The sequence below is a fragment of the Jannaschia maritima genome, from assembly GCF_030973515.1.
In the GTDB taxonomy this organism is placed as follows: domain Bacteria; phylum Pseudomonadota; class Alphaproteobacteria; order Rhodobacterales; family Rhodobacteraceae; genus Jannaschia; species Jannaschia maritima.
In genome coordinates this window covers 191,635-212,365 of record NZ_JARGZA010000003.1, presented here as the reverse complement: position 1 = coordinate 212,365, position 20,731 = coordinate 191,635, and the positions used below count along the sequence as shown (strand labels likewise).

At 71.9% G+C, this 20,731-nt stretch carries 16 protein-coding genes; 9 read left to right on the top strand and 7 right to left on the bottom strand.

Features of this window, described 5'->3' with window-relative positions; genetic code table 11:
* Positions 1 to 7: 7 nt before the first annotated feature.
* Positions 8 to 1,186, bottom strand: coding sequence for an MFS transporter (locus tag P0084_RS04000; protein ID WP_308915515.1), 1,179 nt, complete (start codon positions 1,184 to 1,186; stop codon positions 8 to 10).
* On the bottom strand, positions 1,183 to 2,055 hold the full coding sequence (gene dapA, locus P0084_RS03995) for a 4-hydroxy-tetrahydrodipicolinate synthase (RefSeq protein WP_308915514.1): 873 nt from the start codon (positions 2,053 to 2,055) through the stop codon (positions 1,183 to 1,185). The genes P0084_RS04000 and dapA overlap by 4 nt, the downstream gene beginning before the upstream one ends.
* Before the next feature lie 147 nt (positions 2,056 to 2,202).
* Between dapA and P0084_RS03990 the strand changes: the two genes are divergently transcribed.
* A complete protein-coding gene (locus P0084_RS03990) occupies positions 2,203 to 4,188 on the top strand; it encodes a lytic transglycosylase domain-containing protein (RefSeq protein ID WP_308915513.1) in 1,986 nt (661 codons plus the stop codon).
* A gap of 82 nt (positions 4,189 to 4,270) precedes the next feature.
* On the opposite strand, the gene P0084_RS03985 is transcribed toward P0084_RS03990, so the two are convergent.
* From P0084_RS03985 to P0084_RS03975, 3 genes are all read right to left on the bottom strand, one after another.
* Positions 4,271 to 5,236 (bottom strand): MBL fold metallo-hydrolase, encoded by a 966-nt coding sequence (locus P0084_RS03985; RefSeq protein WP_308915512.1) that lies wholly within the window; start codon positions 5,234 to 5,236, stop codon positions 4,271 to 4,273.
* Positions 5,237 to 5,252: 16 nt separating this feature from the next.
* Positions 5,253 to 6,302 carry an MBL fold metallo-hydrolase gene (locus P0084_RS03980; RefSeq protein WP_308915511.1) on the bottom strand — a complete coding sequence of 350 codons (1,050 nt, stop codon included), beginning with the start codon at positions 6,300 to 6,302 and terminating at the stop codon, positions 5,253 to 5,255.
* A gap of 75 nt (positions 6,303 to 6,377) precedes the next feature.
* A complete protein-coding gene (locus tag P0084_RS03975) occupies positions 6,378 to 8,387 on the bottom strand; it encodes a PhoX family protein (RefSeq protein WP_308915510.1) in 2,010 nt (669 codons plus the stop codon).
* Positions 8,388 to 8,624: 237 nt separating this feature from the next.
* Between P0084_RS03975 and P0084_RS03970 the strand changes: the two genes are divergently transcribed.
* The gene (locus P0084_RS03970; protein ID WP_308915509.1) at positions 8,625 to 9,485 is read left to right on the top strand and encodes a carbon-nitrogen hydrolase; all 861 of its coding nucleotides are present in this window, start codon (positions 8,625 to 8,627) and stop codon (positions 9,483 to 9,485) included.
* Positions 9,482 to 10,789, top strand: a complete 1,308-nt coding sequence (locus P0084_RS03965) for an aminotransferase family protein (RefSeq protein ID WP_308915508.1) — start codon at positions 9,482 to 9,484, stop codon at positions 10,787 to 10,789. The genes P0084_RS03970 and P0084_RS03965 overlap by 4 nt, the downstream gene beginning before the upstream one ends.
* A 54-nt stretch (positions 10,790 to 10,843) precedes the next feature.
* On the opposite strand, the gene P0084_RS03960 is transcribed toward P0084_RS03965, so the two are convergent.
* Complete coding sequence (locus tag P0084_RS03960) at positions 10,844 to 13,006, bottom strand: methyl-accepting chemotaxis protein (RefSeq protein ID WP_308915507.1); 2,163 nt, start codon at positions 13,004 to 13,006, stop codon at positions 10,844 to 10,846.
* A gap of 154 nt (positions 13,007 to 13,160) precedes the next feature.
* Here P0084_RS03960 and P0084_RS03955 point away from each other — a divergent pair, with 154 nt between their 5' ends.
* Positions 13,161 to 14,873, top strand: coding sequence for a methyl-accepting chemotaxis protein (locus tag P0084_RS03955; protein WP_308915506.1), 1,713 nt, complete (start codon positions 13,161 to 13,163; stop codon positions 14,871 to 14,873).
* A 91-nt stretch (positions 14,874 to 14,964) separates the two neighbouring features.
* Positions 14,965 to 16,308: a 3-phosphoshikimate 1-carboxyvinyltransferase gene (aroA, locus tag P0084_RS03950; RefSeq protein ID WP_308915505.1), complete on the top strand. Its 1,344-nt coding sequence runs from the start codon at positions 14,965 to 14,967 to the stop codon at positions 16,306 to 16,308.
* A gap of 79 nt (positions 16,309 to 16,387) precedes the next feature.
* On the opposite strand, the gene P0084_RS03945 is transcribed toward aroA, so the two are convergent.
* Positions 16,388 to 16,909 carry a P-loop NTPase family protein gene (locus P0084_RS03945; protein WP_308915504.1) on the bottom strand — a complete coding sequence of 174 codons (522 nt, stop codon included), beginning with the start codon at positions 16,907 to 16,909 and terminating at the stop codon, positions 16,388 to 16,390.
* Positions 16,910 to 16,974: 65 nt separating this feature from the next.
* On the opposite strand from P0084_RS03945, the gene P0084_RS03940 reads away from it, so the two are divergent.
* From P0084_RS03940 to rpsA, 4 genes are all read left to right on the top strand, one after another.
* Positions 16,975 to 17,388, top strand: coding sequence for a GFA family protein (locus P0084_RS03940; RefSeq protein WP_308915503.1), 414 nt, complete (start codon positions 16,975 to 16,977; stop codon positions 17,386 to 17,388).
* Entirely contained in the window at positions 17,385 to 17,999 is a 615-nt protein-coding gene (locus tag P0084_RS03935) for a (d)CMP kinase (protein WP_308915502.1), read from the top strand. The genes P0084_RS03940 and P0084_RS03935 overlap by 4 nt, the downstream gene beginning before the upstream one ends.
* Before the next feature lie 78 nt (positions 18,000 to 18,077).
* The gene (locus P0084_RS03930) at positions 18,078 to 18,590 is read left to right on the top strand and encodes a hypothetical protein (protein WP_308915501.1); all 513 of its coding nucleotides are present in this window, start codon (positions 18,078 to 18,080) and stop codon (positions 18,588 to 18,590) included.
* 30 nt (positions 18,591 to 18,620) lie between these two features.
* Positions 18,621 to 20,459: a 30S ribosomal protein S1 gene (gene rpsA, locus P0084_RS03925; RefSeq protein WP_308915500.1), complete on the top strand. Its 1,839-nt coding sequence runs from the start codon at positions 18,621 to 18,623 to the stop codon at positions 20,457 to 20,459.
* Positions 20,460 to 20,731 lie beyond the last annotated feature (272 nt).

Sequence of the window (20,731 nt, the reverse complement as noted above, 5' to 3'; positions counted from 1 at the left end):
CCCGCACCTAAGGGCGCACGGACCGTCCGTCCAGCCGGTGGGACGCCACGATGTGCGCCAGGGCCAGCACGGCGGCCAGCCCGCCCGCCACGCCCAGCCCCCGCAGGCCATATCCGGCGATGACCCATCCGCCGGCCGCGGCGCCGATCGCCGCGCCGAGGTAGATGGACGCCGCGTGCAGCGACAGCGCCACCGGCGCGCGGGGCCCGGCCAAGCCGACGATCCGCACCTGCTGGCCCGAGTTGAACGCGTATCCGGCGGCGTTCCACCCGAGGATCAGCAGGGCGACCCAGCCCAGGGGCAGAGGCAGCGACGACAGCATCGGCATCGCGGCCACCTGCGCCGCGGCCAGCAGGATCAGCGTCTGCACCGGCCCCAGCCGGTCCGCCAGCGCCCCGCCCGCCAGGTTGCCGGCGACGGCACCCAGCCCGGCCACGACCAGCATCGCGGTGACGCCGTCCCGGCCCAGGCCCACCGTCGCCTCCAGCAAGGGCGCGAGGTAGGTGAAGGGGACGTAGATCGCGGCCAGGTACGTCGCGGTGAACAGGATCGCGAAGACCAGTCGGCGATCGGCCAGCACCGCCCCCAGATCGGCCATGCGGACCGGTTGGAACCGCAGCCCCGCAGGCACGATCCGCCACGCCGCGAGCGCGCAGGCGCCCGCCAGGACCGCCACGATCCAGAATGCCGCGCGCCACCCGAACGTATAGGCGACCCAGGACCCGAACGGCACGCCGACCACCTGCGCCACGGTCAGCCCCAGGAACACCAGCGCCAGCGTCCGACCCCGCGCCTCCGGCGGGGCCAGGGCGGCGGCGATGGCCGCGCCGACGGGGGTCGTGAGGCCTGCGCCCGCCGCCGCCAGGACCCGCGCGCCCAACAGGGCGGCCAGGGACGGGGCGAGGGCGGACGCGACCGCCGCGATGGCGAACGTGCCCAGCCCCGCCACCAGGACCGTGCGGCGCCCGATCCGCCCGGTGGACGCCACCAGCAGCGGCGACAGCACGGCATAGGACAGGGCATAGACCGTCAGGATCCAGCCCGCGCCCTCCGGGCTCAGCGACAGGCCGCCGGCGATGGGCGTCAGAGCCCCGATCACCAGGAACGCCCCCATGCCGATGGCGAAGTTTGCAGCCGACAGAAGCGGTATCAGCCCCCGCGGGACGGCGGGGGCGGGGGTGGTCAATGCAACAGGCCGGCCATCCGCATCGCGGATTCGATCCGCCCGCCCGCGGCGTCGGTCACGGGAACCAGCGGCAGGCGCACGTCCGGTCCGCAGCGTCCAAGCAGCGACAGCGCGTGCTTGGCGCCCGCCAGCCCCGGTTCGGCGAAGATGGCCCCGTGCAGCGGCATCAGTCGGTCCTGAATCGTCAGCGCGGTGGCATAGTCGTTCGCCAGGCACGCCGCCTGCATCTCGGCCAGCAGTTTCGGCGCCACGTTGGCGGTGACGCTGATGCAGCCCACGCCGCCCTGGGCGTTGAACCCGTGCGCCGTCGCGTCCTCGCCCGACAGCTGCACGAAGTCCGCCCCGCAAGCGATGCGCTGCGCGCTGACCCGCGCTAGGTCGCCGGTCGCGTCCTTCACGCCCACGATCGCCGGATGCTGCGCCAACCGACCCATGGTGGCGGGCGTCATGTCCACGGCGGACCGGCCCGGGATGTTGTAGATCACGATCGGCAGCCCGACCTCGGCCACGGCCTCGAAGTGCCGCAAGAGGCCGTCCTGCGTCGGCTTGTTGTAATAGGGGACCACCACCAGGGCCGCATCCGCGCCCGCGTCCTTCGCATGACGGACGTAGTGCAGGGCCTCCGCGGTGTTGTTGGATCCCGCGCCCGCGATCACGGGCACCCGCCCGTCGGCCCGTCGCACCACGGCCGTGACCACGGCCTCGTGCTCGGCATGCGTCAGGGTGGGGGACTCGCCCGTCGTGCCCACGGGGACCAAGGCGGACGTCCCCGCCTCCACGTGCCAGTCCACCAGCGCGTCCAACGCGGTGCCATCGACCGCATCCCCCGCGAACGGGGTCACCAGCGCCACCATCGAACCCTTGAACATGACGGTCCCTCCCTCGACGTCGACGCGACGGTCCGCGCGGCGTGTAGCGGCGGGTGGCCGCAGGAACAAGAAGCGACGGGCGGGCGGGTTCCGGCGAGCGCGCGATTGCGCTAGAGGGCGGACCGGGGGAAGCGAAGGGTGGTGGCGATGTCTGTTCTGCGACGTCTGGGTCTGGCCGCGGCCGTGGCTCTCCTGTCTTGGCCCGCAGCAGCGGAGACCGAGTTCGAGCTGGGCCTCGACCGCTTCCGCGCGCAGCAATACGACGCGACCCGTGCGGCGCGGTCGCGCGTGGACGACCCCGTCCTGCGCGACGTCCTCGACTGGCACCTCCTGCGCGCCCGCGAAGGCACCTTCGCCGAAGCCGCCGCCTTCATCGAACGCAACCCGGACTGGCCCGGCCTGCCGCTCCTGCGGGCCCAGGCCGAACGCATGATGCCCGCCGCGCTGCCGCCCGAACGGGTCGTGGCGTTCCTGGGCGGCGAGCCACCGCGCACCGCCGAGGGCGCCCTGCGCCTGGCCATCGCCCTGCGGGCCCTGGATCGCATCGGCGCCGCGGAGGCCGCGTCGATCGACGCCTGGCTGGAGAAGCCGATGACCGCCGCCGCGCAGGCGGGCTTCCTCGCGGTCTTCGGCGACCTGCTCGCCCCGTTCCACCCCGCGCGCCTGGACGCCATGGTCTGGGATGGACACACGGAATCGGCCGAGCGGATGCTGGACCTGGTCGGCGGCCCCGAGGCCGCGCTCGCCCGGGCCCGCATCGCCCTGCGCGAGGAACGCGCGGGCGTCGACACCCTGATCGAGGCGCTGCCCGACGGCTGGGCGGATCACCACAGCCTGGCCTACGAACGCTTCAGCTGGCGGCTGGGGAAGGGGCGCCGCGACTCCGCGCTGGAAATGCTGTTCGCGAACGACGCCGGGGCCGATGCCCTGGGCGACCCGCCCGCCTGGGCGGCGCACCGCCTGCGCCTGGCGCGCGGGCTGATGCAGGACGGCCGCCTCGCGGACGCGTACCGCGTTGCCGCGAACAACCACCTGCCGCCGGGCCACCGCCTGGCGGGGCAGATCGAATGGCTGGCGGGCTACATCGCGCTGCGCTTCCGCGACGACCCGGGTGCGGCGGCCGAACACTTCCGCCGGATGGACGCCGCCGTGGCCTCGCCCATCTCGAAGGGGCGGGCGGGCTATTGGCTGGGCCGCGCCCTGCAGGAGGCGGGCGACGCGGCGGGCGCGCGGGCGGCCTATGCGGCGGGGGGGCGCTACCAGACCAGCTTCTACGGCCAGCTTGCCGCCGAACGCGCCGGCCTGCCGCCCGACCCGAACCTCGCGGGGGACGAAGTCTTCCCGGCCCTGGCCGACACGCCCCTGGCCCGCAGCACCGTGCTCGACGCCGCCCGCAAGCTGGCCGCCCTGGGCGAGCGCAGCCTCGCGGAACGGTTCGCGGCCCACATGGCCGAAACCCTGGACCGCCCCCTGATCGGCACCCTGATCGACGAGATCCTGCGTTGGGACGAGCCGCACATCGCGCTGATGACCGCCAAGCGCGCCGCCCGCCGGGGGTTGGAGCTTCACCGCGGATACTATCCCGTCACCGACCTGGCGACCCTGCCCAGCCCCGTCGCGCCGGAGCTGTCGCTGTCCATCGCGCGGCGCGAATCCGAGTTCGACCCCGTGGTCGTGTCCCATGCCGGCGCGCGCGGCCTGATGCAGGTCATGCCCGGCACCGCGCGCGCGGTCGCGGGCGATCTGGGCCTGCCCTATTCCGCCCCGCGCCTGACCGCCGATCCGCTCTACAACGCGCGCCTGGGCACGGCCTACCTGGCGGAGCTGGAGGGGGAGTTCGGACGCTCCCCCATCCTCGTGCCCGCCGCCTACAACGCGGGGCCGTCGCGGGCGCATCGCTGGACGGCGCGGCTGGGGCGCGTGTCGGACCCGTCCGTGGACCTGGTGGACTGGATCGAGGACGTCCCCTTCGCCGAAACGCGCAACTACATCATGCGGGTGTCCGAAAGCCTTCTGCCCTATGCCGCCCAGCTGCGCGGCCTGCCGGAGGAGATGCCCCTGTCCCGCTGGCTGCGCGACGGATACGGCGCGGACCTTCCGGCCGCCACGGCAACGAAGGCCACGCGCAACTGACGGGAAGGGCGCGCCCGGGCCGAATGGCGGAACGCCTCCGTACCTGCGGGGTCTCCGGGTCCGGTCCGGAAACGACGATCGGCTAGGCCGGCACGTCCCACGCCACGCCCGGCTCCGGCACGCGGAACCTGTCCCGCTCCGCCTCCGACAGCGCGTCGCGCAGCAGGCGCGGGGGGTCCAGCCTCCCCTCGTCGGTCATGCGGAAGCAGCCCCAATGGGTCGCGACGGCATGGCGCGCCCCGCACAGGCGGAACCCTTCGGCCGCTTGGGCGGGGTCCTGATGCTCGTGCTCCATGTGCCAGCGGGGGGCGTATGCGCCGATGGGAATGGCGGCCAGCCGCACGGGGCCGTCGGTCGCATAGGGGCGGCCCCCGTCGAACCCCGTGTCCCCCATCAGCAGCACGCCGCCCACCGGCGTCCGCAACAGGAACGACGCCCACAACGCCAGATCCCGGTCCGCGCCGTATCGCTGCGACCAGTGGCGGCAGGGCAGGGCGGTGATCGCGAAGCCGCCGCCCAGGTCCAGCGTCCCGCCCCAGTCCAGGACGTCCACCGGCAGACCCGGAACCTCGGCCCGCAGGGGCACGTCGTTGCCCAAGGGCGCCACGCAGCGGCACGGATGCGCGTCGCGCAGACCGCGCAGCGTCGGCGCGTCCATGTGATCGTAATGGCTGTGGGTGACCACGGCCAAGTCGACGGGCGGCAGGTCGTCCCACGCCACGCCCGGTGCGTGCCACCGCTGCGGTCCCACCCAAGCCACGGGGGACGCGCGGTCCGACCACAGAGGGTCCAGCACCACGTTGCGCCCCGCCACCTGCACCAGCACGGTCGCATGGCCCACGAAGGTCACGCGCAGGTCGTCCACCCGGGCGTCGGGCACGGCCGGGGCGACCGGCGGGGCGGGCGGCCAGTCGGCCTGCCGCCGCGTGGCGATCCAGCGGGCGGAGGTCAGCGCGTCGGGATGCGACGGGCCGGAGGGGTTGAAGAACCGCGTCCCGTCGAAGTGGTCCGACGGCGAGCCGTGGTGCCAGGGCCCGCGCGCGGTCATCGCCGACCAGCGCGTGTCACGACGGGAGATCCCAGACCTCGCCGGGCGCCATCGCCCGGAACCGCGCCGCGTCGATGCCCTTCGCCGCCAGGGCCTCGCCCAGCAGGCGGGGCGGTTCGGGCCGGGCCTCGTCGGTCAGCTGGAACGTGCCCCAATGGTGCCCCACGGCATGACGCGCGCCACACAGGGAGAAGCCCTCCACCGCCTCCGCCGGGTCCTGGTGCTGCGGCGCCATGAACCAGCGCGGGGCGTAGGCCCCGATCGGCAGCACCGCCAGGCGGATGTCCCCCGGCAGGCCCCGGTACGGCCGTCCGCCGTGGAACCCCGTGTCGCCCACGTGGTAGATCCGGCCCCGGGGCGTGTCGATCAGGAACGCGGCCCAAAGCGCCGCCGACCGGTCCCGCGTGCCCCGCGCGGACCAATGATGGCACGGCGTCAGCCGCACGGTCAGGCCCGCCACCTCCGCCGCGTCGCCCCAGTCGTGGGCCCGCGCGTCGATGCCCGGCACGGCGTCGCGCATGATCGTGTCGTTGCCCAGGGGCGTCACCACCGGCATCGCGTGGCGCGCGTGCAGGCGCCGCAGCGTTTCCACGTCCAGGTGGTCGTAATGGTTGTGGCTGACCAGCACCGCGTCGATCCGGGGCAGGGCGTCGAAGGCGATGCCCGGCGCCGTCACCCGCGCGGGGCCCGCGAAGTCGAAGGGCGACACCCGCTTGGACCAGACCGGGTCGGTCAGGACGTTGCGACCGGCCACCTGGATCAGCAGGCTCGCATGGCCCACCATCGTCACCCGCAGGTCGTCCACGTCCGCGTCGGGCGCGACCTGGGACACCGGCACCGCGTCGGGCCATTCGGCCTTGTCGCCGCCCAATTGCCAACGCAGGAGGTCGCCGAACCCGCGCGGCGTCTCGCCCCCCGGGTTGAAGAACCGTGACCCGTCGTAATGGTCGCTGACGGGCCCGTCGTAGTACGGGTTGGTGCGGCGGGTGGTCTGGACCGCGCAGGCGGCCGCGCCCAGAACGCCCCCCAGCGCGCCCAGCTGCAGGAAGCGGCGGCGCGTGCTCATGGGGGGAAGGTAGGGGTGCGGGGGGCCAGGGGAAAGCCCCCCCGCGATGTGCGGACCAGATCGGGGTGGGGCGGATCAGCCGATCACGCCGCCGCCCTGCTTGGTCACGGTGACGACCGACGGACGCGGGGGCATGCCTTCGGCGAAGTCGGGCCAGCGGGTGCTGGGGTCGTCGAAGGTCGACGTCCGACCGAACTCGGGCCAGCCGCCGTCGCCGTCGCCCGGGTGCTGCACCGCCAACAGAAGCGCTTCGCCGTCGTTCAGGAAGTGCGGACCGCACAGCTCGGCCCCCACCGGCACGCGGTAGAAGTGCCGCGACGTGCCCCGCGCTTCGCCTTCCGTGTCCACGGCCCACAGCCCGTCGGCACGGCCCGTGTCCTCGAAGGCGTTGCCGTCGGTGGACACCCAAAGGCGCCCGACCGCATCGACCGCGCAGTTGTCGGGCATGCCGAACCAGCCGTTCTCGGACGTGGCGGGGTTGAACGTCGCGCCCACCTCGGCCACCGACGGGTCGCCGCAGCGCACCAGGATGTCCCAGGTCATGCGGTCGGCGGCGAAGTCGCCGTCCGGCGCCGTCATCTCGATGATGTGGCCGAACGCGTTCTCGGGCCGCGGGTTGGCGGCGTTCTCGTCGCCGGGCTTACGGCGGGTGTTGTTGGTCAGCATGACGTAGACCGTGCCGCGGACGTCGTTGGGCTCCACGTCCTCGGGGCGGTCCATCGGCGTGGCCTCCAGGAAGTCGGCGGCCCGGCGCGTCTGGATCATCACGTCGCCCTGATCGGCGAACCCGTTCTCGGGGGTCAACGGCCCCTCGCCGTGGATCAAGGGCAGCCACGTGACCGACCCGTCCGCGTCGTAACGCGCCACCGACAGGACGCCGTCGTCCAGGATGTCCGGGTTCGGGTTCGCCGGGTCGTAAGCCGCGTTCGTCACGAACCGATAGACGTAGTCGAACCGTTGGTCGTCGCCCATGAAGGTCACGACGCGGCCATCGGGGTTCACGACCGAATGGGCACCCTCGTGCTTCATGCGGCCCAAGGCGGTGCGCTTCTTGGGCGACGACGTCGGATCGCTCGGATCGACCTCGACCATCCAGCCGAAGCGGTTGGGCTCGTTGGGCTCCTTGGCGGTGTCGAATCGGTCGTGGAACTTGCCCCAGGCGTACCAGTTGCCTGGGATGCCGTAGCGGGCATAGTCGGCGGCGATGGGATCGTCGTCGGTCAGCCCTTCCTCGGCGGAGGCGTCCTCCTCGCCCCAAAAATAGCCGTTGAAGTTCTCCTCGGCCATCAGCCACGTGCCCCAGGGCGTGATGCCGCCGGCGCAGTTGTTGACCGTGCCCAGGACGGCCCGGCCGGTCGGATCGGCGGCGGTCCGCATCTTGGGGTGGCCCGCCGCGGGGCCGCTGATCTCCATCGGCGTGCCGAGGTGGATGCGGCGGTTGTAGGGGCTGTCTGTCACGGTGGACCAGCGACCGTCGGCGTCTCGCCGGATCTCGATCACCGTGCCGCCATGGGCGGCCATCTCGATGTCGACCATATCGCGGGTGGTGTCGGCGAAGGCCAGATCGCCGTCCTGGCGATCCAGACCGGGGAACATCAGCTCCTCGTTCGTGTATTCGTGATTCACCACCATCAGGTGCCGACCGTCATCGCCGGGTGCCTCCGGATGAGGCACGGTGCCCACGAAATCGTTGTTGTAGCCGAATTGCTTCGCCTGCGCCTCCGCAGTCTGGTCGCGCGGATCGAAGGCCGGCGCGTCGGCCAGCACCGGGTCGCCCCAGCGGATCAGCACGTCCGCGTCGTAGCCCGGCGCCACGGCATGGTCCGCCGTGACGGTCGCGTCCAGCTCCTCGAACCCGAAGGCGCTTGACCCGGCCGCGTGGGCCCGGCCCGCGGCCAGGGCCATCGGGCTGACGGTCGCGGCGATGGCGGTGAAGCCCAGCGCACCCTTCAACATGTCGCGGCGGTTCATGCGCCCCGCGATCACGTCGCCGATCGTGGGCGCGGTGGAACGGTTGGACGGACGGTCCTCGGACGCGTCGGCGCGCTGGGAACGGTTGGCTGGGTCGAAGACGGTATACTTCACGGCACGGGTCCTCTGCCTGTTGATCGTTCGGTCTGGCAGACCGACAGGACCAGCCCCGTGCGACGCGCCCGTGATGGTTCGGACACGGAACCATGACGGCGCCCCCCCCCGATCGAGGTCCTTGCGCCGCGGCGCCGCATCTGCGCTGCTGACCCGACGACACCCCACCCGGGCAGAAGCCGGACACCGGCCGCGGGCGGATCGTCGGGACATCGACATCGGACAGGGGGCCAACCCATGGAGATCACAGTCGCCGCCACGCAGATGCGGCACACGCGCGACTATGCCGACAACATGGACCGGGCGGAGGCGCTGATTCGCGACGCCGCCGCCGCGGGCGCCAACCTGGTGCTGCCGGGCGAGCAGTTCGCCTCCCACGAGTTCCAGTTCATGGAGATGGGCCCCGAGATCTTCGACTTGGCCGAGGACGCGGAGGGCCCCACCGTGTCGCGGATGCGCTCGGTCGCGAAGGAGCTGGGCATCGTCATCCCCGCCAACGTGTTCGAGCGGGCGAACAACGCGCATTACAACACCGTCGTGATGATCGACGCGGACGGATCGGTCCTCGGCCGCTACCGCAAGTCCCACATCCCACTGGGCCTGCCCGGCTGCTACGAGAAGGTCTATTCCAACCCCGGCGACACGGGCTTCGTCGTGTTCGACACGGCCTTCGGGCGCGTTGGCTCCGGCGTGTGCTGGGACCAGTGGTTCCCCGAGGCCGCGCGCATCATGGCGCTTAAGGGGGCGGAGGTGCTGCTCTACCCTTCCGCCATCGGGTCGGACTGCCATTCCCATTGGCAGACCGTGATGCGCGGGCACGCGGCGGCCAACATCGTGCCGCTCGTCTGCTCGAACCGCGTCGGCACGGAGGAAGGCAGCCTCGGCGCGGTCACCTTCTTCGGCCAATGCTTCGTCGCCGGCCCCAAGGGGGAGGTCCTGGCCGAGCGAGACGCCACCTCCGAAGGCTTCGCCACCGCGACCTTCGACCTGCGCGCCATCCGCGAGCTGCGGAACTTCTGGGGCCTGTTTCGCGACCGGCGCCCGGACCTTTACGGTCCGCTGCTGACGATGGACGGCGCGACCCGGGTGCCCGCGTGAACGCCCACCTGCTGCCCTTCACCGACCCCCGCGCGGCCGAGGCCTCGCCGCCGCGCCGCATGGTCCGCGGGCAGGGGGCCACCGTATGGGATGTCGACGGCCACGCGTTCCTCGACGCCGTATCGGGCCTGTGGTGCGCGTCGCTGGGCTTCGCCCCGTCGCGCCTACGCGATGCCGCCGCCCGCCAGATGGACGAACTGGCGTACTACCATTCCTTCATGGGCCGCACCTGCGCGGTGACGGACCGCCTGTCGCGCGAGCTGACCGCGCTCCTGCCCGCGGGGCTGGACCACGTCCTCTACGGCACGTCGGGGTCGGAAGCCGTGGAGGCCGCGGTGAAGCTCGCACGTTATTGGCAGGCGGGGCGGGGCAGGCCAGGCAAGACCCGCGTGATCGCGCGCGACGGGGGCTATCACGGCTCGCTCGTGACCTCCGCCGCGCTGACGTCCATGGCCTATTGCCACGACGGGTTCCACCTGCCCGCGGACGCCGTGATCCGCGTGGGCCGGCCCCACGTCCTGCGCGACGCCGACCCGGGCGAGGACGAACAGGCGTTCGCGGCCCGCCTCGTGGCCGAGCTGGAGGCCACGATCCTGGACGAAGGCCCCGACACGATCTGCGCCATGATCGCGGAGCCCGCGATGGGCTCCGGCGGCGTGATGCTGCCCCCCGAAGGATATTGGAACGGCGTGCAGGACGTCTTGCGCCGCCACGACATCCTGCTGATCGCCGACGAGATCATCACCGGCTTCGGCCGCACGGGCCGCTGGTTCGGGTGTCAGACCTACGGCATCGCGCCCGACATGATGACCTTGGCCAAGCAGCTGACCGGCGCCGTCTTCCCCCTGTCGGCGGTCGCCATGACCGGGCGCATCCGGGACGGGATCGCCGACCACGCGCACGGTCTCGGCACGCTCGGGCACGGCGTCACCTATGGCGGCCACCCCGTCGGCGCCGCCGTGGCGTTGGAAGCGTTGGCGATGTACCGCGAGATGGACCTGGAATCCCACGTCGCCCGCATGGGCGCCGGGTTGGAGGCCGCGATGGCCCCCGTCCGCGCCTTGCCGGGCGTCCTGGACGTCCGCCGCGTGGGCCTGATGATGGGCGTCGAGCTGGCCCCCGGCCACGCCGCCCGCGCCGCCGCGGCGGCGGAGGATCGGGGCGTCCTGTTCCGCCTGATCGGTGACGTCCTCGGCATCGCGCCGCCCTACGTGACCACGGACGCGGAGATCGCGCGCATCGGCGCGGTGATGGCGGACGCGGTGCGCCAAACGGCGCGGATCCCGAAAGCCGAACCGGCCTGACCCCGCGTCGCCCCGGGCGGCAGGGCCGCGCGGGCGCGGGCGCGGCCCTCCGCCTCAGGCGGCGCTTCGCCCGTTCTCCTGTGCCGCGGCCGCGTCGCCGATGTCGAACCGCTCGACGGTCGTGGACAGGTCGCGCACCGCCGCGTCCATCGCCTCGCAGCGCGCGCCCGTGCGGGTCGCCATCGTCGCGTTGCTCGCGGTGGCGTCGCGCAGCTGGGTCATCGCGATGCCGATCTCGCCGATGCCGTCGGCCTGCCGGCCCGCGGTCCGCATGACGTCGTCCATGCGCGCGGCGACCTCGGCCACGGCGCGGGCCATCGTCTCGACGGTGCCGCCCATCTCGTCGGCCAGCGCCACGCCGCCCTCCACGTCGGCCTCGCTCGCGCCGACGACGTCGGCGATCTCCTGCGCGGCGTCCGCCGTGCGCCCCGCGAGGGCCCGGACCTCGCCGGCCACGACGGCGAAGCCCCGTCCGGCCTCGCCGGCACGCGCCGCCTCCACGCCCGCGTTCAGCGCCAGCAGGTTGGTCTGGAACGCGATGCCCTCGATCACGTCCACGATGCCCCGGATCTTCCGCGAGCTCGTTTCCAGCTGTCCCATCGTCTCGATCGACCGCGCCGCCACCGCGCGACCGGTCTCGCCGTCGCGCAGGCTGGCCGCGACCGTGTCGCGCGCGGCGGATGCGACGTCGGTCACGCCAGCCACGGCGGCCTTCAGGTCGTCCAGCGTCGCCGTGGCCTCCGCGATCGCGGAGGCGGACGAATGGGTCCGGGCCTCCAGGTCCCCCACGGCGGCGGAGATGTCCGACGACGTGGCCCGCAGCGCCAGGGACTGCGCCGCCGCCGTCGCCACGATGTCCGCGAGCTGCGCCCGCGCATCGTCCACGCCCCGCAGCACGTCGCGGAACCGACCCGACAACCCCTTCGCGGGCGCCGGCATCAGACGGCCCGACGCGATGTTCCCCAGTTCCTCCTCCGCCGCGGTGAACAGGGCCTCCAGCCGGTCCAGCATCACGTTCAGCGCACCGGCCATCGCGCGCGACGGGGCGTGGTCGGGATCGACCGCCGCGCGGTGCGACAGGTCCCCCTCCGCCGCATGCTCCAGGACCCGCGTGACCTCCCGCTGCAGCGCCTGGATCCGGGCCGCCTCCGCACGGGCCGCCCGCGACTGTTCCTCGATCCGCCGGGCGGAGGCCTGCGCCTCGTCCGCCGCATCCCGTTCGGCATCCGCCAGGCGCGCGCGCTCACGGGACGCGGCCTCCACCTCCCGGGCCAGGCCGATCGCGTCGCGGGACGCGTCGTGGAAGGTCTGCGCCACCCGCGCCATGTCGCCGAACTCGTCGCGCGCCGATTGGCCCGGCATGGTCCGGGCGGCGTCGTCCGCTTCCCCGACCACCATCGCGTCCCGCAACGCGCCCAGGGGCCGAACGACCCGGCGGCGGACATAGAGGCCGTTCCCCAGCGCCGCGGCGGCCGCCAGGACGGACGCGATCAGCGCGATCGCCACGGAGACGACGAGGTTCCGCTCGCACGCCGCGATCCCGTCGGCGAACCGAAGCGACACGGCTTCGAGGAACCGCTCGATCGGGGCCATGATGTCGCCCTTGATCGCGTGATATCTCCGCGAATGCATCAACTGTCGGGCCAGCTCCAGATCCGGGGGGCCGTTCAGCGTATAGCTGCCGTCCTCCTCCATGAAGATGCCCTTCACGGCGTTCATCGCCCGGACTTCCAGATGCACGAGGTCGTCGGAATTGGCCTGCGCTTCCGCCAGCAGCGCGAACTCCGCCTCCGTGAACCCGGCCTCGCGCATCAACTCGGCCAGGGGCACCGCCCGTCCGCTGCCGGGCGACGCGGGGCGGTCGGCCGCCACGAAGTCCCAATAAATCCGGTCGTAATGCGTCGGACGTTCCGCCACTCCGTTCCGGATGGCCAGGATCTCGTGGAAGTACGTCTCGTAGCGCGGATCGGCCGTCACGACGTAGGTGCGGGCGAACCGGGTCAGGTCGTCGCTGCTTTGGCGCAGCTCGTCGGCCAGCCGGACGGAACGCGCATGGCTCTCGTGCATGTGGTGCAGGCCGCGCGCCGACCAAGCCGCCAGGCACAGGCCCGCCACGGCCGCCAGGGCCAGGGCCGGCGTGATCCAGGACATCGCCGTGGCGATGCGGGTGATGGAACCGTGCCGGGTCCGGGCGGACGGGGTGTGTTCGGACGACATGGCCCCGCCTAGTCCCGCAGGTATGAACGAAAGGTTGCCCCTGCGTCCGACGCGATGTCGCACCGGAAACCTGACTCTTTAATTCGTTCTCAACGCAGTCGGCCCAGAACACGACGGAGCGATCCTTCGACATCGCTGCAGCGTGGAGGCACGAATGGCGGAAAACGAGTTCAGCCTGGCACGGGTCCGGCCCGTTCTGGAACGTGAGATGCTCGTGATGTCCTTCGTGACGATCGTGTCCTTCTCGGCGGTTATGTGGCTGAAGGGGCTCGCGTTCATCGCGCCGCTGTCCGTGTCGCTCGTCTGCATCGTCGCCGCGCTGACGCTTCGGGCGATCGCCCCGCGCCACGGTCCGATCTGGGTCAGCCAGTTGATGCTCGTCCAGTGTGCCGCGTTCATCGCGGCCGCGTCCGGCACCCCGTGGCAATCGGACGTCCACGTGTTCTTTCTCGTGGTCCTGGCGAGCTGCGCGATCATGGCCAGCGTGCCAGCGCTGTTCGCCTGTTGCGCGTTCCTCGTCGCGTATCAGATCGGCTTCGGGCTCGCTGTGCCCACCCTGGTCTATCCGTCGGCGTCCTTCGCGGACAACTGGCCCCGGATGGGTGTCCACGTCACGGCCGCCCTGCTCGCGACCTCGCATCTGCTGCGCATAGCCCGGATCCGCGGCCGCCTCCACCGTGCCGGCGACAGGCAGAGGGTCGCGCTGACCGAAGCATTGGCACAGGCATCGAACGCGACCGACGCCGCCGAAGCACAGAAACGCAGGGCCGAGGCCGAAAGCGTCCGGACGCGGGGCGCCCTGGCGGACGCGGAGCGGGCGTCCGACCTGGCCCGCAACGAAGCCCAGCGCGTTCGGGATGCGGAAAGGGCGGCCAGGGAAGCGAAGGTTCGCGAGGATGAGAGGGCGGAGGCGAACGCGGCCGCACAGACCGCCGCCCTCGACGCGCTCGCCGAGGCGCTGGAAGCGCTGGCCTCCGGCCGGATCGAGGCACGCATCGACGCGCAGATGCCGGCGGGATTCGAACGTCTCGCGTCGGACTACAACGCGGCGATCACGCGCCTGGCCCGTATGATCGGGACGATCTCGACGCACATGGCCGCGATGCGGTCGGAAACCGATGCCCTGGTCGCGATGTCGCAGGAACACGGCGCGCTCGACACCCGCCGCACGAACGACACCGTGGAGTTCGCCCGCCGGCTCAATCTCGTGCGCGTCGGCGTCACCGGAACGGCGGCCAGCGTGCGTGACGCCGAGGCCGCCGCCCGCGCGATGCGCAGCGAGGCCGAAGCCGGCTCCGCCGTGATGTCGCAGGCCACCGAAGCGATGGAGATGATCGACGCCGCCGCCGGCGAGGTTCGCACCGTGACCGCCCTGATCGAGGACATCGCGTTCCAAACCAACCTGCTCGCCCTCAACGCCAGCGTCGAGGCAGCGCGCGCGGGGCCGAGCGGTCGCGGGTTCGCCGTGGTCGCCACCGAGGTGCGGTCGCTGGCGCAACGATCCAGCGACGCCGTGGCGAAGATCGACGCCATCCTGTCCCACTCGGAGGAACACGTCCGGTCCGGCGTCGAGCTGGTGGGTCGGACCGGCGCATGCCTGTCGACCATCACGTCCCACGTGGAGGAGACGGCGGCCGAACTCGCGCGCATCGCATCCGATGCCGCGGAGCACGCGAACGGGATCGAGAAGCTGGGTAGCTGGGCCGATCGCACGACCGCCGCGGAAACCAAGGCGAGTGCGGCCCGGATCGAGGCGCGTTCGAAGGCCCTGGAACAGCTGCAGGAGGATGCGGCCAAGGTCGGCGCGGCCGTCGCGCAGTTCGAAGACCGCGGAGGGTCGACCGGGAACGCCGTTCGCGCCGCCTGAGATACGCGCGTCCCGGCGATCCGAATCCGGCCCTTCACCTCCCCCCCGGGCGTCGCTACACCGCCCCGGCTGATTGCCGGAAGGTCCATTCATGTCCGCTCACGGCCCCGCCGCCCCCCTGACCGCGACCCCCTCCGGCCCCCTTTCGGGCGAGGCGCACGTGCCGGGCGACAAGTCCATCAGCCACCGTGCCCTGATCCTCGGCGCGATGGCCGTGGGCGAGACGCGGGTGACGGGCCTCCTGGAAGGGCAGGATGTCCTGGACACGGCGGCCGCGATGCGCGCCTTCGGGGCGACGGTCGAGAAGAGGGGCGACACGTGGTCGATCCACGGGATGGGCGCCGGCGGCTTCCTCGAACCCCAGGACGTCATCGATTGCGGTAACTCGGGCACCGGGGTGCGCCTGATAATGGGGGCGGCGGCCACGCACGACTTCGCCGTCACTTATACCGGCGACGCGTCCCTGCGGTCCCGCCCCATGGCGCGCGTCACCGATCCCCTGACGCTCTTCGGCGCGCGGGCCCACGGGCGGTCGGGCGGGCGCCTGCCCATGACCGTCGTGGGGGCGGCCGATCCCGTGCCCGTCAGCTATGCCACGCCCGTCGCCTCCGCGCAGATCAAGTCCGCGGTGCTCCTCGCCGGCCTGAACGCCCCCGGCGAGACCGTCGTGATCGAGCGGGAGGCCACGCGCGATCATTCCGAACGGATGCTGGCGGGCTTCGGCGCGGCGGTGGAGACGCGGAAGACGGAGGAAGGGCGGCGGATCACCCTCGTGGGCCAGCCCGAACTCCGCCCCCAGACCCTCGCCGTGCCCCGCGACCCGTCCTCCGCGGCGTTCCCCGTCTGCGCGGCGCTGATCGTGCCGGGCTCGGACGTGCTGGTCCCCAACATCGGGCTGAACCCCACCCGCGCCGGCCTGTTCGAGACGTTGCGCGAGATGGGCGCCGACCTGCGCTACGAGGACGAGCGCGAGGAGGGGGGCGAGCCCGCCGCCGACCTGCGCGCCCGCTTCTCGCCCGACATGAAGGGGGTGGAGGTTCCCCCCGACCGCGCCGCCTCCATGATCGACGAGTACCCCATCCTGTCCGTCGTCGCGGCCAACGCCACCGGCACGACGTCCATGCGCGGCGTGTCCGAGCTGCGGGTGAAGGAAAGCGACCGCATCGACGCCATGGCCACCGGCCTGCGGGCCTGCGGCGTCACCGTCCGCGACGGCGACGATTGGTGGGAGGTGGACGGCTTGGGCCCGGGCGCCGTGCCAGGCGGCGCGACCGTGGCCACGCATCTGGACCACCGCATCGCCATGTCGTTCCTGATCTGCGGCATGGCCGCCCGGCGCGGCGTCACGATCGACGACGTCGGCGCCATCGCCACGTCCTTCCCCGTCTTCCGCGACCTGATGGAAGGCCTCGGCGCGACGTTCCAGGCCGGGTGACGGGACGTTCGCCGGAAGGCGGGTGCCCCGATCTGTCCGACGCGGAGCAGACACTCCGCAGACGCGGAGCAGACAGCCGTCAGCCCCCCAATCGACCGGTCTCGGCGGCATAGCGCAGCCCGTGCAGGAGCCCGCGCACGGCCTTCGGCCCCCGCAGTCGGAACGCCTTCTTCCCCGCCCCCCGCGCCGCCGCGTGGGCCGCCTCGCACCGCGCCCACCCGCTCCGCCGAGTCCGCCAGACGTACCGCAGGAACGCCGGATCCCAACGCTCCGGGCAATCGGGCGGAAGGTCGGGCCGCGGACCCTTCGCACGGTATCGCCGGGCGATCCGCCACAGCCGGGTCGACACCGGAAAGTCGAGCCAGATCAACGCCTCCGCCCGCTCCAGCCGCTCGTTCCAGATCGATGCCAGCCCGCCCTCGAACACCCATCGATCCATGGCGTGGACCTCGCGGGCCAGCGCGACCTTCTCGTCCCGGTCGCGCTCGACCCAGCCCGGCAGCCAGTGGATGTGGTCCACGTGGAACACCGGCAGATGCAGCACGTCCGCCACCTCCCGCGCCAGGGTGGACTTGCCCGCGCCGGGCTGGCCGATAATCATGACGCGCCGCATTGCACGACCGTGTGCTCTGTGGTTCTTCGGCGCAAGCCGATGGGGGAACCCGCATGACCGACCGAAAGGGAAGCTGCCTCTGCGGAGCCGTGCGGTTCACAGTCGCGGGACCGATGCGTCCCGTGGTCGCCTGCCATTGCGGCCAGTGCCGCAAGGCCACCGGCAACTACGTCGCCGCGACGTCGGCGCCGCGCGACGCGGTCGCGGTCACGGGGGACGTCACGTGGTTCCGGTCGTCCGAATCGGCCCGCCGCGGATTCTGCGGCCTCTGCGGGTCCAACCTGTTCTGCGACGGACCCGGGGCGAACCTGTCGGTCATGGCCGGCGCGCTGGACGACGCGGCCGGGCTGCGGCTGGCTGGCCACATCTTCTGCGCCGACAAGGGCGCGTGGTACGACATCGACGGCGACCTGCCGCGCTATCCGCGATCGGACGACGACATGACCACGCAGGTCCCCGTGCCATGATCTTCACGATCGCCATCGACGGCCCCGCGGCGGCCGGGAAGGGCACCGTCGCCAGGGCGCTGGCGGCGCATTACGGGTTCACCCATCTCGACACCGGCCTGCTGTACCGGGCCGTCGGCGCCAAGGTCCTGGCGGGCGCGGACCCCGTGCAGGCGGCGCGCGACCTGACGCCCGACGATCTGGGCGACCACCTGCGCACCGCGGACATCGCCGCCGCCGCCAGCCGCGTGGCCGTGGACCCCGCCGTGCGCGCCGCCCTGGCCGACGTGCAGCGCCGCATCGCCCGCTGCGACGGCGGGGCCGTGCTGGACGGACGCGACATCTGCACCGTGATCGCCCCCGAGGCGGAGGCGAAGCTCTACGTCACCGCCTCGCCGGAGGTCCGCGCCGACCGCCGCTTCGCCGAGCTGTCGGCCCGCGACCCGAACCTGACGCGCCAAGGGGTGCTGGAGGACGTGCTGGCCCGCGACGCGCGCGACATGGGGCGGGCGGAAGCGCCGCTCGTCGCCGCGGCCGACGCCACCGTGATCGACACGTCGGACATGGCCATCGACGACGCCGTTCGCGCGGCCATCGCCCATGTCGACGTGATCCTCGCCGAACGCGCCTGACGGACCGCTCACCGGAACGTGCCTTGGGGAACGGGGACGGACGCCATAGGCTGCCCGCGACCGCACCGGGAGTGTCCGATGATCCGCGCCCTCTTCCTGCTGGCCGCCCTGGGCCTGCCCGCTACCGCCGCCGCGCAGGCCATGGACCTCGACCGCATGGAGGGCATCGTCACCCGCCTGGACGCGGATGCCGAGCGCGCGGGCCCCGCCTTCCGCCTGACGGTGGAGGACGTGCCCGTCCTGATCGTCACCGACCCCCGCGCCGACCGGATGCGCGCGATGGTGCCCATCCGGTCGGCGGAGGGGCTGACCGACGCGGATCTGCTGCGCATGATGCAGGCCAACTTCGACAGCGCGCTCGACGCCCGCTACGCGGTGGCCGAAGGGCGGGTCTGGGCGATCTTCATCCACCCGCTGTCGCCGTTGCGGGACGACCAGCTGATCTCGGGTATCGGGCAGACGGTCAACGCGGCCCTGTCCTACGGCACGCTCTACAGCAGCGGCATCGTGCAGTTCGGCCGCGGCGACAGCGCCGCGGAACAGCGCAAGCTGCTGGAACGGCTGCAACGACGCGGCGAACGCGAGCTCTAGCCGGTCGCGCCGCCGCCCAGGCCGGATCCCTTGCGCGCGCGGCTGCTTTCGCTTATCTCCCCGCGCGTCACCCGACAGGTCGTCCCCTTCGCGTCCCCGACGCCGGACCCGACCCGTTCCCGACCAACGCAAGACCGGCGGACCCAACCGCGCGGCCAGTCAAATGAAACAAAGGATACCGTCAGCCACATGGCTCAGAACGCGACCATGGAGGAATTCGAGGCCCTCCTGAACGAAGACCTCGACGTGCACACCCCGACCGAAGGTTCGGTCGTGAAGGGCAAGGTCATCGCCGTCGAGGCGGGCCAGGCCATCATCGATGTCGGCTACAAGATGGAAGGCCGCGTCGATCTGAAGGAATTCGCGCAGCCCGGCGAGGCCCCCGAGGTCGAGGTCGGCGACGAGGTGGAGGTGTTCCTTCGGTCCGTCGAGAATGCGCGCGGCGAAGCCGTCATCTCCCACGAGCTCGCCCGCCGCGAAGCCGCCTGGGACCGCCTGGAAGCGGCCTATGGCAAGGAGGAGCGCGTCGAAGGCGCCATCTTCGGCCGCGTCAAGGGCGGCTTCACCGTCGATCTTGGCGGCGCTGTGGCGTTCCTGCCCGGCTCCCAGGTGGACGTGCGCCCCGTGCGCGACGCGGGCCCTCTGATGGGCTTGAAGCAGCCGTTCCAGATCCTCAAGATGGACCGCCGCCGCGGCAACATCGTCGTGTCGCGCCGCGCCATCCTGGAGGAATCCCGCGCCGAGCAGCGTGCGGAGGTCATCGCCAACCTGCAGGAAGGTCAGGCGGTCGACGGCGTGGTCAAGAACATCACCGAATACGGTGCGTTCGTAGACCTGGGCGGCGTGGACGGCCTGCTGCACGTCACCGACATGGCTTGGCGCCGGGTCAACGACCCGCGCGAGATCCTGTCGATCGGCGAGACGGTCAAGGTGCAGGTCATCAAGATCAACAAGGAGACCCACCGCATCTCCCTGGGCATGAAGCAGCTCCAGGACGATCCGTGGGACACCGTGATCGCCAAGTACCCGCTGGGTTCGGTCCATCAGGGCCGCGTCACGAACATCACCGATTACGGTGCGTTCGTGGAGCTGGAGGCCGGCGTCGAGGGCCTCGTCCACGTGTCCGAGATGTCCTGGACGAAGAAGAACGTCCATCCCGGCAAGATCGTCTCCACCTCCCAGGAGGTCGAGGTCATGGTGCTGGAGATCGACACCCAGAAGCGGCGCGTGTCCCTGGGCCTTAAGCAGACCCAGCGCAACCCGTGGGAGGTGTTCGCCGAAACGCACCCGCCGGGCACCAACGTCGAGGGCGAGGTCAAGAACATCACCGAGTTCGGCCTGTTCGTGGGTCTTGAGGGCGACATCGACGGTATGGTCCACCTGTCCGACCTGACCTGGGAAGGGCGGGGCGAGGACGTGATCGGCGACTACCGCAAGGGCGACATCGTCCGCGCGGTCGTGACCGAGGTGGATACCGACAAGGAACGGATCAGCCTGTCGATCAAGAACGTCGAAGGCGACCCCTATGCGGAAACGCTGGGCGGCGTGCGTCGCGGCGCGATCGTCACCGTCGCGGTCACGAAGATCGAGGATGGCGGCATCGAGGTCGAGTACGAGGGGATGAAGTCGTTCATCCGACGCTCCGACCTGGCCCGCGACCGCCAGGACCAGCGCCCCGAGCGGTTCCAGCCCGGCGACAAGGTGGACGTCCGCGTCACCAACGTCGACGCGCGCAACCACCGCCTGGGCCTGTCGATCAAGGCCCGCGAGATCGCCGAGGAGAAGGAGGCGGTCGAACAGTTCGGTTCCAGCGACTCGGGTGCCAGCCTGGGCGACATCCTCGGCGCGGCTCTGAAGGGCAACGACTGAGGACGACGGGCCTTCGGCCTGATCGGAGACCGGGAGGGCCCGCGGCGAACGCCGCGGGCCCTTCGCGTCGCGTACCGCCGCACGCCGAGATCTCGCGACGCGTATGTGATATGACATACTAACATATGATCGCGAATGTCGGAGGAGAAACCGCCGGGAAGATAGTTCGGATTATTCCCGTCATTGCGGGAGGGAACGTCTTACAATGCAACGGGGGGATGTATTAACTTGGGAGTGGGCAGAAAGACCCGACCCGCGAATGACCGACCTAG

Bases quoted from the DNA above. Each gene is read 5' to 3' on its own strand.
- dapA (WP_308915514.1), bottom strand. From the start codon at position 2,055: ATGTTCAAGGGTTCGATGGTGGCGCTGGTGACCCCGTTCGCGGGGGAT.
- P0084_RS03990 (WP_308915513.1), top strand. From the start codon at position 2,203: ATGTCTGTTCTGCGACGTCTGGGTCTGGCCGCGGCCGTGGCTCTCCTG.
- P0084_RS03985 (WP_308915512.1), bottom strand. From the start codon at position 5,236: ATGACCGCGCGCGGGCCCTGGCACCACGGCTCGCCGTCGGACCACTTC.
- P0084_RS03980 (WP_308915511.1), bottom strand. From the start codon at position 6,302: ATGAGCACGCGCCGCCGCTTCCTGCAGCTGGGCGCGCTGGGGGGCGTT.
- P0084_RS03970 (WP_308915509.1), top strand. From the start codon at position 8,625: ATGGAGATCACAGTCGCCGCCACGCAGATGCGGCACACGCGCGACTAT.
- P0084_RS03960 (WP_308915507.1), bottom strand. From the start codon at position 13,006: ATGTCGTCCGAACACACCCCGTCCGCCCGGACCCGGCACGGTTCCATC.
- P0084_RS03955 (WP_308915506.1), top strand. From the start codon at position 13,161: ATGGCGGAAAACGAGTTCAGCCTGGCACGGGTCCGGCCCGTTCTGGAA.
- aroA (WP_308915505.1), top strand. From the start codon at position 14,965: ATGTCCGCTCACGGCCCCGCCGCCCCCCTGACCGCGACCCCCTCCGGC.
- P0084_RS03945 (WP_308915504.1), bottom strand. From the start codon at position 16,909: ATGATTATCGGCCAGCCCGGCGCGGGCAAGTCCACCCTGGCGCGGGAG.
- P0084_RS03940 (WP_308915503.1), top strand. From the start codon at position 16,975: ATGACCGACCGAAAGGGAAGCTGCCTCTGCGGAGCCGTGCGGTTCACA.
- P0084_RS03935 (WP_308915502.1), top strand. From the start codon at position 17,385: ATGATCTTCACGATCGCCATCGACGGCCCCGCGGCGGCCGGGAAGGGC.
- P0084_RS03930 (WP_308915501.1), top strand. From the start codon at position 18,078: ATGATCCGCGCCCTCTTCCTGCTGGCCGCCCTGGGCCTGCCCGCTACC.